General features: G+C 68.9%; 10 protein-coding genes. 8 read left to right on the forward strand and 2 right to left on the reverse strand.

The window, feature by feature from the left end:
- The 4 genes from AC6CH2_RS02105 (at position 1) to AC6CH2_RS02120 (ending at position 2,283) form a co-directional block, all read left to right on the forward strand.
- Positions 1-720, forward strand: coding sequence for a histidine phosphatase family protein (locus tag AC6CH2_RS02105; protein ID WP_498267713.1), 720 nt, complete (start codon positions 1-3; stop codon positions 718-720).
- A 25-nt stretch (positions 721-745) separates the two neighbouring features.
- The gene (locus AC6CH2_RS02110) at positions 746-1,501 is read left to right on the forward strand and encodes an SDR family oxidoreductase (protein ID WP_498267714.1); all 756 of its coding nucleotides are present in this window, start codon (positions 746-748) and stop codon (positions 1,499-1,501) included.
- Between the two features lie 240 nt (positions 1,502-1,741).
- Entirely contained in the window at positions 1,742-1,981 is a 240-nt protein-coding gene (locus AC6CH2_RS02115; RefSeq protein ID WP_031373914.1) for a hypothetical protein, read from the forward strand.
- Complete coding sequence (locus AC6CH2_RS02120) at positions 1,978-2,283, forward strand: hypothetical protein (RefSeq protein WP_498267715.1); 306 nt, start codon at positions 1,978-1,980, stop codon at positions 2,281-2,283. Before AC6CH2_RS02115 ends, AC6CH2_RS02120 begins: the two co-directional genes overlap by 4 nt.
- 363 nt (positions 2,284-2,646) lie before the next feature.
- On the opposite strand, the gene cueR is transcribed toward AC6CH2_RS02120, so the two are convergent.
- Together cueR and AC6CH2_RS02130 are read right to left on the reverse strand one after the other, a co-directional pair.
- Complete coding sequence (cueR, locus tag AC6CH2_RS02125; protein WP_498267716.1) at positions 2,647-3,096, reverse strand: Cu(I)-responsive transcriptional regulator; 450 nt, start codon at positions 3,094-3,096, stop codon at positions 2,647-2,649.
- Between the two features lie 11 nt (positions 3,097-3,107).
- On the reverse strand, positions 3,108-5,645 hold the full coding sequence (locus AC6CH2_RS02130; protein WP_498267717.1) for a heavy metal translocating P-type ATPase: 2,538 nt from the start codon (positions 5,643-5,645) through the stop codon (positions 3,108-3,110).
- Between the two features lie 272 nt (positions 5,646-5,917).
- Between AC6CH2_RS02130 and AC6CH2_RS02135 the strand changes: the two genes are divergently transcribed.
- From AC6CH2_RS02135 to AC6CH2_RS02150, 4 genes are all read left to right on the forward strand, one after another.
- Positions 5,918-10,372 carry a DEAD/DEAH box helicase gene (locus AC6CH2_RS02135; RefSeq protein WP_498267718.1) on the forward strand — a complete coding sequence of 1,485 codons (4,455 nt, stop codon included), beginning with the start codon at positions 5,918-5,920 and terminating at the stop codon, positions 10,370-10,372.
- A 918-nt stretch (positions 10,373-11,290) separates the two neighbouring features.
- Positions 11,291-11,659, forward strand: a complete 369-nt coding sequence (locus AC6CH2_RS02140) for a hypothetical protein (RefSeq protein WP_498267719.1) — start codon at positions 11,291-11,293, stop codon at positions 11,657-11,659.
- Positions 11,656-12,105 (forward strand): low affinity iron permease family protein, encoded by a 450-nt coding sequence (locus AC6CH2_RS02145; protein ID WP_498267720.1) that lies wholly within the window; start codon positions 11,656-11,658, stop codon positions 12,103-12,105. The genes AC6CH2_RS02140 and AC6CH2_RS02145 overlap by 4 nt, the downstream gene beginning before the upstream one ends.
- A gap of 11 nt (positions 12,106-12,116) precedes the next feature.
- Positions 12,117-12,725, forward strand: coding sequence for a hypothetical protein (locus AC6CH2_RS02150; RefSeq protein ID WP_498267721.1), 609 nt, complete (start codon positions 12,117-12,119; stop codon positions 12,723-12,725).
- The last annotated feature ends 83 nt before the right edge of the window (positions 12,726-12,808 follow it).

Here is a 12,808-nt window from a genome sequence, read left to right on the forward strand (position 1 = left end):
ATGGCGGCGAGCATCCACCTGGTCCGTCACGGGCAAGCCGCGTTCGGCGCGGCCGACTACGACGAACTCAGCGAGCGCGGCCGCGAACAGTCGCGCTTGCTCGGCGCCGCGCTCGCGTCGCTGTGGCGCGAGGGCGACCGGGTCATCGCCGGCGGCATGCGCCGGCATCGGCAGACCGCGGAGGAATGCCTGGCGGCGATGCACTCGGGCCGCGGGAAAGGGCTCGAGGCGCGGGCGCCAGAGGTGGCGATCGACCCGCGCTGGAACGAGTTCGACCATCGCGAAATCGTCGCCCGTCATCGCCCCGAATACGGCGACCACGAACGCCTGACCGCCGAGCTGGGCGCAGCCGCCGATCCACGCCGCGCCTTCCAGTCGTTGTTCGCCGCGGCCATGACGCGCTGGGCCGGCGGCGAGCACGACCACGATTACAGCGAGAGCTGGCCGGCGTTCCGGCAGCGCTGTCGCGACGCCTTGCAGGCCGCGGCCGACGCCGCGGCGGGCTCGGCCAACGTGTGGGTGTTCACCTCGGGCGGCCCGATCGCCGCGGTCGTGCAAGGCCTGCTCGATGCGCCGGACGCGCAGGCGCTGCGCCTGAGCTGGAGCCTGGTCAATGCCGGCGTCACCCAGTTGCACGTCGCGCGCAGCGGCCTGCGGCTGTCCACCTTCAACGGTCACGCGCATCTGCAGGCGCGCGAAGGCCTCGTCACTTATCGCTGAACCGACCGCTTCAGGAGCCGGCCGCATGCGCAAACACATCCTCATTACCGGCGCGAGTTCCGGACTCGGCCGCGGCATGGCGCGCGAGTTCGCCCGTGCCGGCAGCGACCTGGCCCTGTGCGCGCGGCGGCTGGATCGCCTGGAAGCGCTCAAGGCCGAACTGGAAGCCGCGCACCCCGGCATTCGCGTCGCCATCCGCAGTCTCGACGTCACCGATCACGAGCAGGTGTTCGCAGTGTTCCGTTCCCTGCGCGCCGAGCTCGGCGCGCTCGACCGGATCATCGTCAACGCGGGCATCGGCCAGGGCGCGCCGGTCGGCAAAGGCCAGTTCGCCCTCAACCGCAACATCGTCGAGACCAATTTCCTCGCCGCGCTCGCGCAATGCGAGGCGGCGATGGAAATCTTCCGCGAAGCCGGGCTCGGCCATCTGGTGTTGATCTCCTCGATGAGCGCGATGCGCGGCATGCGCGGCGGGCTTACCGCCTATGCGGCGAGCAAGGCCGGCGTCGCCTCGCTCGCCGAAGGCATCCGCACCGACATGCTGCGCAAGCCTTCGATCAAGGTCAGCACGATTTTCCCGGGCTATATCCGTACCGAAATGAACGACCGGGCGCCGGCCAAGCAGACCCCCTACATCATCGACGAGGCCACCGGCTGCCGCTTGCTGGTGCACGCGATCGACAAGGAACCGGCCAAGGCCTACGTGCCGTGGTGGCCTTGGGCCTTGCTCGGCTGGCTGATGAAACGCATGCCGTTGTCGTGGGTGGCCAAACTCAACTGAGCGTCGCGTCGAGGCTCGCGTCATGGCGATGCACCGCGCTCGAGGCCGTCCGCACTGCGGCGACGGGGCGGCGACGAGTTCGCGTGCGCTTGCTGCACCATCGTCCGTCATCTCGTTCAGCTACCGACCGCTGCCGATTCAGCATCGTCGCCGCATGTGCCTAGGGTCATTCCCAGATTGACCCGGATTTCGTCGTGACGACACTGGGATCACACGCCATCCCCCAGCAAAGGAGTGTTTATGTCCCTTTTCGGCGATCTAGCGAGCGGCATCGGTCAGGCTCTCGGCGCGGGCATCGGTTCGCTCGGCGGTCCCTTGGGTACGATGATCGGCAGAGAAATCGGTGGGGTGATCGGCGATTTCGTCGCCGGCGCCGCGGACCAATTCCTCGGCCTGGCGAACGACGCCGCGCAGGATTCGGACCTGCCCGAAGCGGCCAAGTTCGTGCTGAACACGGCCTACGACATCGGCTTCAATTGAGCCGCGCCGCGATGGACCCGGAGCAACGCCGTCGCGAGTGGCTCGAGCGTCTGCAGGCGATGCGCGAAATCGGTGCGATCGAGGCGTCCGACGAAAACGCCTTGATCCGCCAATACGACGAGCGTGCGCAGCGCCTGCGCGAAGAGCTGGCGCGGATCACGCCTGAATACCTGGACCGGGTCGCCCGGGACGGTGAAGAGGAAGCCAAGCGTTGGCTCGCCGAAACCGCCGAAGCCATGGGCCGCCGCGACGGCGAGGAAACCCGCCAGGCCCTGGCGGTGGTGGCGCGCAACCACGTTTGATATCGCGGTCGCGGCTTACGCCGCTCCTACAAACTTCGGGTAGCGACGCCGCTATCCCTGTAGGAGCGGCGTGAGCCGCGACCGCGCCAATGCGGGCGGCGGTGCATGTTTTTGCAGCCGACGCGTGTGCGTCCAGTGCGACCTGGCTGGTCCATCAACCACGGCCCAAACATCATGGTCGCGGTTCACGCCGCTCCTACAAACTTCGGGCAGCGACGCCGCTATCCCTGTAGAGCGGCGCATGTCTCTGGAACCGACAACACACCCGACTGCCGCAGCGTGAATGGGCATCAACCGCAGCCGCAGATCACGGTCGCGGCTCGCGCCGCTCCTACCCTTGAAGCCCTGGAGCCTCGACGGCGCTCAGGCGTTCGGCGCCGCCAGATCCTCCAGGATCGGGCAATCCGGCCGGTGGTCGCCGTGGCAGCGGTGCGCCAGTTCTTCGAGGATGCGCTGCATGGTCTGCATTTCGCGGATCTTGCCGGCGAGTTCCTCGGCATGGGCCAGCGCCAAGCGTTTAACCTCGACGCTTTCGCGCGAGCGGTTGTCCCACAGCCCCAGCAGGGTCTCGATCTGCTTGATCGAAAACCCCAGCGAACGCGAGCGCTTGATGAAGCGCAGGCGGTGCAGGTCGTTGTCGCTGTACAAGCGATAGCCGGCCACGCTGCGCCCGGCCGGCGGGATCAGGCCGATGCTTTCGTAGTGGCGGATCATCTTCGCGCTGACGCCGCTGAGCGCGGCGGCTTCGCCGATGTTGTGCAGGCCGTCGGCCTTGGCCTGGGCGAGTTCGGGCGGCAGTGGCTTAAGGGGCATGGATACGGTCCTCATCGAGCGGCGGCCGGGCGCCAGCGTCGCAGTAACAGGGTATTGCCGAGCACGCTGATGCTGGAGAAGGCCATCGCCGCGGCGGCGACGATCGGGTCGAGCCAGCCCATCGCCGCCAGGGCGATGCCGGCCACGTTGTAGCCGAACGCCCAGAACAGATTTTGACGGATCTTGCGGGTGGTGCGGCGCGAGATGTCGATCGCGTCGGCGACCAGGCCCGGCTGCGCACGCATCAGGGTGATGCCGGCGGCATGCATCGCCACGTCGGTGCCGCTGCCCATGGCGATGCCGACATCGGCCGCGGCCAGCGCCGGGGCATCGTTGACGCCGTCGCCGACCATCGCCACGGTGCCGTGGCGCGCCAGTTCGGCGACTACCGCGGCCTTTTGTTCGGGCAATACCTCGGCGCGGACCTCGTCGATGCCGAGCGCATCGGCGATGCTGCGCGCGGCGCCGGCATGGTCGCCGGAGATCATCACGGTGCGCAGGCCCAATGCATGCAGGCGCTCGATCGCGGCCTTGGCGTCGGCGCGCGGGGTGTCGCGGAAGCCGAGCAGGGCGAGTACGCGAACGTTCGCGGCAGCGCAGGGCGCTTCCTCGGACGCCAGCCACGACACGCTGTGGCCGCTCGCGCTCAGGCGTTCGGCCTGGGCGCGCCATGGTGCCAGTTCAGCGCCGAGTTCTTCGAGCATGCGCGTGCTGCCCAGCAACAGCGAACGGCCCTCGACTTGGCCGCGCAAACCGCGTCCGGGCACGGCGACGACCGCCGAGACCGAGGGCAGCGTCAGCCCGGCGGCAGCCTGAGCCACGGCGTTCGCCAGCGGATGCTCGCTGCCCGACTGCAGCGCCGCGGCCTGCGCCAGCACCGCGTCGCGGTCGCCGTCGATGGCGACCAGTTCGGCCAGCACCGGCTCGCCGACGGTCAGAGTGCCGGTCTTGTCGAAGGCGACGGTGTCGATGCGATGCGCGAGCTCCAATGCCTCGGCGTCCTTGATCAGCAGGCCGGCACGCGCGGCTGCGCCGGTGCCGGCCATGATCGCGGTCGGCGTGGCCAGGCCGAGCGCGCAAGGGCAGGCGATCACCAACACCGCCACCGCGTTGAGGATGGCCTGATTCCAGTCGCCGCTCGACAGGCCCCAGGCCAGCAGGGTGGCCAGCGCCAACACGATCACCACCGGCACGAAGACCGCGCTGACCTTGTCGACCAGACGCTGGATCGGCGCCTTTTTCGCCTGCGCGTCCTCGACCAGGCGGATGATCCGCGCCAAGGCGCTCTCGGCGCCGACCGCGAGGGTTTCGACCACGATGCGGCCCTCGCCGTTGACCGCGCCGCCGGTGACCCGGTCGCCTTCGCCGCACGCGACCGGCAGCGATTCGCCGGTTATCAGCGACTCGTCGACATGGCTGCGGCCTTCCTCGATGCGGCCGTCGGCGGCGATGCGTTCGCCCGGGCGCACCACCACCCGGTCGCCGATGCGCAGTTGCGCGATCGGCAGTTCGGTCTCGACGCCGTCGCGCACCACCCGCGCGCTGAGCGGACGCAGCGCCTGCAAGGAACGGATCGCCGCGGTGGTCTGGCGCTTGGCGCGCGCTTCCAGCCATTTGCCGAGCAGGATCAGAGTGACGATGACCGCCGAGGTCTCGAAGTACAGCGCGCTGTTGTCGCCGCGCAGCAGGTGATACAGGCTCAGGCCGTAACCGGCGCTGGTGCCCAGCGCGACCAGCAGGTCCATGTTGCCGCTGCGCGCACGCAGCGCATGCCAGCCGGCGCGATAGAAACGCGCGCCGAGCCAGAACTGCACCGGCGTGGCGAGCGCGAACTGCAGCCAGCCCGGCAGCATCCAGTGCTCGCCGAACAGCAGGCCGAGCATCGGCGCGACCAGCGGCAGCGACAGCGCGGCGGCGATCCACAAGTGTCGGGTCTCGCGCGACATCGCCGGCGAGGTCGGGGCTTCGGCATGGCCGGCCTGCGCGGGGGCGTTGCCAATGCCATCGCCGTCGCTGCCGCCGGACGAAGCCGCGACGGGCAGGGCGGCGACGTAACCGGCGCGCTCTACCGCGTCGAGCAAGGTGGCCGGCTCGACCCCGTCGAACACCTTTACCGTCGCCCGTTCGGTCGCCAGATTGACCGAAGCCGCGACCACCCCGGCGACCGCGCTCAGCGCCTTCTCGATCCGGCCCACGCAGGAGCCGCAGTTCATGCCGCGTAATTCCAGCACGACCTCGCGGGTGACCACGGCATAACCGGCCGCGGCCACCGCACGTTCGATCTCAGCCGCTGAGACGGCCGTGGCCGAGTCTAGCTCGGCGGTTTCGGTGGCCAGGTTGACGCTGGCGCGCTCGACGCCGGGCACCGCGCGCAAGGCCTTCTCGACCCGCGCCACGCAGGAGCCGCAGGTCATGCCGACGATGCCGACGCGCAGCGAATGCGCAGCCGTTGTCGGCGCCGGATCGGCGGGCGGGTGCTGCCGGGTCGGATGCTGTTGGGTCGGATGCTGCTGGAGCGGGTGTCGCTGCGGTCGGCGGGCGGCATTCATGCGGGAGTCCTCACGGAAGTCCGGGTTCGGATGCCGTGCAGGTTGTGGCTTCCCATGATGGGAAGGTCAAGATTCGGCCGGCGTGACGACGCGGTCTGGCGGTTGCGACGATCAGGGCTATGCGCGATGCCGCCCAGGCGCCCGCGACCCGGCTGAATCGTTCACCGGGCCAGCGAAAACCCTCCGATTCCAGGCTTGAGGCGGTTTAGGGATGCCAGAATCGACCCCATCTAAGGCTGGACGACATCAGGCCGCGGCGACGCGGCGAACCCATGGTCCTCGACGATTTCCACCCCGCCATCGCCAGTTGGTTCCGTTCGGCGTTCCCCGCGCCGACCCAGGCCCAGGAGCTCGCCTGGCCGGCGATCCGTGCCGGGCGCAACACCCTGGTCGTGGCGCCGACCGGCTCGGGCAAAACCCTGACCGCCTTCCTCGCGGCGATCGACGCACTGGTCCGCGAAGGGCTCGAACACGGCCTGCGCGACGAGACCGCGGTGGTTTATGTCTCGCCGTTGAAAGCGCTGTCGAACGACATCCATTTGAACCTGGTCGCGCCGTTGGCCGGGATCGGCCAGGCCTTGCGCGGCATGGGCCTGGAAGACACCGGCATCCGCACCGCGGTGCGTACCGGCGACACCCCGGCCGGCGAGCGCCAGTCGATGCGGCGCAAGTCGCCGCACATCCTGGTGACCACGCCCGAGTCGTTGTACGTGCTGATGGGCTCGGAGTCGGGCCGGGCCATGCTCTCGACCGTGCGCACGGTGATCGTCGACGAAATCCATGCGGTTGCCGACGACAAACGCGGCAGCCATCTCAGCCTCACTCTCGAACGCCTGCGCGAGTTGTGCGCGCAGCCGCCGGTGCGGATCGGCCTGTCGGCCACGCAGAAGCCGGTCGACGAAGTGGCGCGGTTCCTGGTCGGCGCCGATGCGGTCGACTCGGACGGCCGCCCCGATTGCACGATCGTCGATATCGGTTACGCCAAGCAGCGCGACCTGGCCCTGGAACTGCCGGGTTCTCCGCTGTCGGCGGTGATGTCGCACGAGCAATGGGACGAGGTCTACGAGCGCCTGGCGGCGCTGGTCGGCGAACACCGCACCACCCTGGTGTTCGTCAACACCCGGCGCATGGCCGAACGCGCCGCGCGCCATCTCGCCGACCGCCTCGGCAAGGATGCGGTCGCCGCGCACCACGGCAGCCTGTCGCGCGAACTGCGCCTGGACGCCGAGCAACGACTCAAGCGCGGCGAGCTGCGCGTGCTGGTGGCGACCGCCTCGCTGGAACTCGGTATCGACATCGGCGACATCGACCTGGTCTGCCAGCTCGGTTCGCCGCGTGCGATCGCCTCGTTCCTGCAAAGGGTCGGCCGCGCCGGCCACCATGTCGGCGGGGTGCCGAAAGGGCGCTTGTTCCCGCAGTCCCGCGACGACCTGGTCGAATGCGCGGCCTTGCTCGACAGCGTGCGCCGCGGCGAACTGGACGCGCTGCGGATCCCGTTGGCGCCGCTGGACGTGCTGGCCCAGCAGATCGTCGCCGAGGTCGCCGCGCAGGAATGGAGCGAGGACGCGCTGTTCGCCTGCCTGCGCCGCGCCTGGCCGTATGCCGGGCTGCAGCGCAAGGATTTCGACGCGATCGTGCGCATGCTCGCCGACGGCTTCACCACCCGGCGCGGGCCGCGTTCGGCCTACATCCACCGCGACGCCGTGCACGGCCGCCTGCGCGCGCGCCGCGGCAGCCGCATGACCGCGGTGATGTCGGGCGGCACCATCCCCGACACCGGCGACTACAGCGTTCTGCTCGAACCCGAGGCCGTCACCATCGGCAACGTCAACGAGGATTTCGCCGTCGAAAGCCTGGCCGGCGACGTGTTCCAGCTCGGCAACGCCAGCTACCGCATCCTGCGGGTCGAGCCGGGGCGGGTGCGGGTCGAGGACGCCCAGGGCCAGCCGCCGAACATCCCGTTCTGGCTCGGCGAAGCGCCGGGCCGCAGCGACGAATTGTCGGCCAGCGTGTCGCGCCTGCGCGAAGCGGTCGACGCGTTGCTCGCCGAGTCGCGCCAGGCCGGCGAGGCGGCGCGGGCGCTCAGCGAGGCCTTCGGTTTCGACGCCGAAACCGCGATCCAGCTGGTCGACTATCTCGGCCGCACCCGCCAGGCGCTCGGGGTGGTGCCGAGCCAGCAAAGACTGGTGTTCGAGCGCTTCTTCGACGAGTCCGGCGGCACCCAGCTGGTGATCCATTCGCCCTACGGCAGCCGCATCAACCGCGCCTGGGGCCTGGCCCTGCGCAAGCGCTTCTGCCGCAAGTTCAATTTCGAGTTGCAGGCCGCGGCGACCGAGGACGCGATCGTGCTGTCGCTGTCGACCAGCCACAGTTTCCCGCTCGAAGACGTGGCCCGCTACCTGCATTCGGCTTCTGCGCTCGACGTGCTGACCCAGGCCCTGCTCGATGCGCCGCTGTTCGCGGTGCGCTGGCGCTGGAACGCGACCACCGCGCTGGCCCTGCCGCGCTTCGTCGGCGGGCGCAAGGTCGCGCCGCAGTTGCAGCGGATGAAGAGCGAAGACCTGCTGGCGACGGTGTTCCCCGACCAGGTCGCCTGCGCCGAGAACCTGGTCGGCGAGCGCGAGGTGCCGGACCATCCGCTGGTCGCGCAGACCCTGCACGATTGCCTGTACGAGGCGATGGACAGCGCCGGCTGGCTGCGCATGTTGCGGCGGCTGGAGCAGGGCGAGCTGCAGGTGATCGGGCGCGACGTCACCGCGCCGTCGCCGATCGCGGCCGAAGCGATCAATGCGCGGCCCTATGCCTTCCTCGACGATGCGCCGCTGGAAGAACGCCGCACCCAGGCGGTGATGGCGCGGCGCTATGCCGAAGCCGACAGCGCCGACGACCTCGGCCGGCTCGACCCGGAAGCGATCGAGGCGGTCCGCGGCGAAGCCTGGCCGGAAGTGCGCGACGCCGACGAAATGCACGAAGCCTTGATGGGGCTCGGCTTCGTCACCGTGGCCGAAGCCGCGGCGAACGACTGGGCCCCCTGGTTGAGCGCGCTGGCCGACAGCGGCCGCGCCGCCGCCTTGCGCCTGTCGCCGAGCGAGCCGCCGGCCTGGTGGGTCGCGACCGAAAACCTGCCGCAGGCGCAGGCGCTGTTCGCCGACGCCGTGGCCGAACCGGCGGTGACGGTGCCGGACGAGTACCTCGCGACCGTGTGGAGCCGCGAGGAGGCCTCGATCGAACTGCTGCGCTCGCGCCTGACCGCGCTCGGCCCGGTCACCGCGGCGGCGCTGGCCCGCGACGCGCATCGCGACCCGGGCGAGATCGAACTGGGCCTGCTGCGGCTGGAACAGGAAGGCTATGTCATGCGTGGCCGCTTCGGCCGCGACAGCCTGCTCGGCGGCGACGAGGAATGGTGCGAGCGCCATCTGCTCGCCCGCATTCACCGCTACACCGTCGGCCGCTTGCGCCGCGAGATCGAACCGGTCGCACCGCGCGATTTCGCCCGCTTCCTGTTCGACTGGCAGCACCTGTCGGCGTCGACTCGGATGAACGGGCCCCAGGCCCTGCGCGCGGTGCTGGAACAACTCGAAGGCTATGAAGCGCCGGCCTCGGTCTGGGAAAGCGAACTGCTGCCGGCGCGCATCGCCGACTACGATTCGAGCTGGCTCGACGAACTCTGCGCTGCCGGCCGGGTGACCTGGGCGCGCCTGCGTCCCGACGCGAACGCCGGCGCAACCAATGGCGCGGCCAATGGTGCGAGCCAGGCTGCGGGCAACGGCACTCCGGCGGCGCCCGTGCCGCAGGGCGTGCCGAGCGTGCGGCAGACGCCGATCGTGCTGCTGCCGCGGCGCGCCCTGGCCGATTGGCGTCTTGCCGCCGGCCGCAAGGCCGACCCGGCGCCGGTGTCCTCGCGCGCGCAGCGCGTCCTCGCCGTCCTGGAAGCGCGCGGCGCCTCGTTCTTCGACGAACTCGAACGCGACGCGCATCTGCTGCGCACCGAGCTCGAAGAAGCGCTGGGCGAACTGGTCACCCGCGGCCGCATCACTTGCGACAGCTTCGCCGGGCTGCGCGCCTTGCTGGTGCCGCCGTCCAAGCGCTCCTCCACCCACGGCAGCCGCCGGCGCCGGGCCTTGTTGACCGACCTGCAGGACGCCGGCCGCTGGTCGCTGACCCGTCCGGCCGACGCCGAAAGCGAGTCCGCCGATGCGGGCCGCAGCGCCGAGGCCAACGAACACATCGCCTGGCGCCTGCTCGAACGCTACGGCGTGGTGTTCTGGCGATTGATTCAGCGCGAAGCCGCCTGGCTGCCGCCCTGGCGCGAGCTGCTGCGCGTCTACCGGCGCCTGGAGGCGCGCGGCGAAATCCGCGGCGGCCGTTTCGTCAGCGGCATGACCGGCGAGCAGTTCGCCTTGCCCGATGCGGTCAACAGCCTGCGCCAGATCCGTCAGCGTGCGCACGACGGCGCGACGATCTGCGTCTCCGCCGCCGACCCCCTGAACCTCACCGGCGGCGTCCTGGCCGGCGTCAAGGTGCCGCGTATCCCCGGCGCCCGCATCGCCTTCCGCGACGGCGTCGCGGTCGCCAGCCTGCTCGCCGGCCAGGTCGAAGAACTGGCCCCGTTGCCGGCCGACGCCCAGCGCGAAGTCCACCGTCTGCTGTTACGCCGACCCGGCAGCGCCGCCGCCGCGGCCGAGGCCAGCATCGATGAAGTAATGCGGAATTTGGCGCGGCGGTAAGCGGGCGGCGACAGGTTTCGGCGTTCGGCCCATGATTCGGTTTTGGTTTTGGTTTTGGTTTTAGTTGCCGCCGCCGTAGCTGTTGCTTGCTATTGCTATTGCTATTGCTGTTGCTATCGCTGTTGTCTTTATCTTGGCTGTGGCTGTGGCTGTGGCAGTGCGCAGCCGGGCACTAGCGAAGGCCAAAGAAGACCCGGAGGGCGGCCCGCAGGGATGCGGGCCGTTTTTCATCGGGACAGGGATGTCCCGTATGAAAAATCACCGCGTATGCATCGAACGCGCGGGCCTGTGATTCAAAACAAAGCACTTTTCTTTGGTTACCTTTCTTTTGTTGCTTTAGACAAAAGAAAGTAACCCGCCGCTTTAGTGGCGGAAGCTTTGGGTTTGATCTTGATCTTTGATCTCGCCCGATCGAGCAATGCGCTGCAAGATCGCCGCAGCGATGTCGCGGCTCGCGCCGCTCCTACCCTGCGATAGCATGCCGCTTCGACGCACGACGACGGCCTCGTCATCTCTGCGCGACCCTAGTCGCGACTCACGTCGCTCCTACATGAGCAAGCCTGGCGGCGAACCGCCGGTCCAGGAGCGGTCGGAGCCGCGACTCGCACCGCTCAATCCCATTCGACCAACTGAATAGGCGACTGCGAACTGCGTCGCCGTTTCCCGCTGAAGCGTTAAGCCAGCGCGCCGAATCGTCTTGAACTTGATGAATGAATCGATACCGTTTCGCCGCGACGATGACATCGCCTTCGCGCGGGGCGGTGGCACTGTGATTCCGGAACTTGTTACGTCCAACCGCGAGCGTGCCGCCCCGCAACTCATCGCATTCGCCGCGGCATCGGGTGATGTTTCGCCCCAACCGCTTTGCCCACGCGGCTGTCGCTCGCCACGCGCCTGGGTCTGTTCAAGGAGCCGATCATGACCGTCTATACCAACCGCTTCCCCGAAACGGATGTTGCAACCATCGAAGCATCGACCGGCGATGCCGTGCAGACGACGCCCGGCTTCGAAGTGTTGGACCTCGATTCCGAGTTGAGCTACTGGCGCAATCACTATCGCGGCCTGGTCGATAGGCCGGGCTTGCGCTACAGCGACTACGAACCCGCGGTGAAAATCGGGCTGGACGCTTACATGCGCAGCCGCGGCAGGACCCTGGACGAGATGCGCGACGGCATCGACGTGGGCTATCGCCGCACCCGCGGAGCGTCGCGGCTGGAATGGGACGAAGCCCGCACCGTGGTCGAGGCAGCCTGGAACCGGCTCGAACGAAGGACTGCCCGCCTATGAGCCTGCGTCACGCGTTCGAGCGCGGTGCGAAGGCGGCCTGCCGCTTTACCGGGCAGCCGCTGTGTTTCGCGCTCGCGGTCGGCGTGGTGCTCGCCTGGGTCGTGTCCGGCCCTTTGTTCGGTTTCAGCGACACCTGGCAACTGGTCATCAACACCGGCACCACTATCGTCACCTTCCTGATGGTGTTCTTGATCCAGAACTCGCAGAACCGCGACGCCGCCGCGGTGCAGATCAAGCTCGACGAGTTGATACGCGCGACCCAGGCGGCCGAGGACGCCTTGCTCGACCTCGAGGAACTCGACGAGGAAACGCTCGAGAAGTTCCGCCAGCGTTACGAGCGCCTCGCCCGCAGGGCCCGCGCCGGCGCGCCCTGCGATGTGCGCCCCGTATCCGGGCCCGCCTCCAACACCACCCCCCAAAACGATTCCCAGCCGCTTGCACAATGAGGACCGTCAGCATGAAAAAGACCCAGCCGCACGCCCCGCAAGTCCGCGAATTGCTGTATCAGGCGCTGGAGACCGAGCAGGGCGGCATCAAGATCTACGAAGCCGCGGTCGAATGCGCGGTCAACGAGGACCTGCACAAGGAATGGCAAGGCTATCTGGACGAGACCCGCACCCACGAGCGCGTCTTGCTCAACGTGTTCGAGCAGCTCGGCCTGGACCCGAAGCAGCGCACGCCGGGCCGCGAGGTCGTCGGGCATATCGGCCAGTCCCTGGTCAAGGCGATCCGCATGGCCCAGCAGGCCGGGGATCCGGACGCCGCGCAATTGGTCGCGGCCGAATGCGTGGTACTGGCCGAAACCAAGGACCACATGAACTGGGAATTGATCGGCCACCTGGTCGAGCACGCGAAGGGCGATGGCCTGGAGGTCCTGAAGCAGGCGCACGAGGCGGTCGAGTCCGACGAAGACCATCACCTCTATCACACCACCGGTTGGACCCGCGAGCTGTGGATCGAATCCCTGGGGCTGCCTGCGGTGTTACCGCCGCCGGAAGAGGTCAAGCAGGTCGAGACCGCGATCGGCGCGGCCCGCGCCGAACAGGCGCGCGACCGGATGCTCTAATGCAGGGGAGCGCGGCCTGCGTTGCTGCGGCCGCCGCATCGTAAGGCGGCGGCGCGGCAGCGCAGGATGGCGGCCCTACCGGA

The sequence above is a fragment of the Lysobacter sp. GQ73 genome (genome assembly GCF_059758755.1).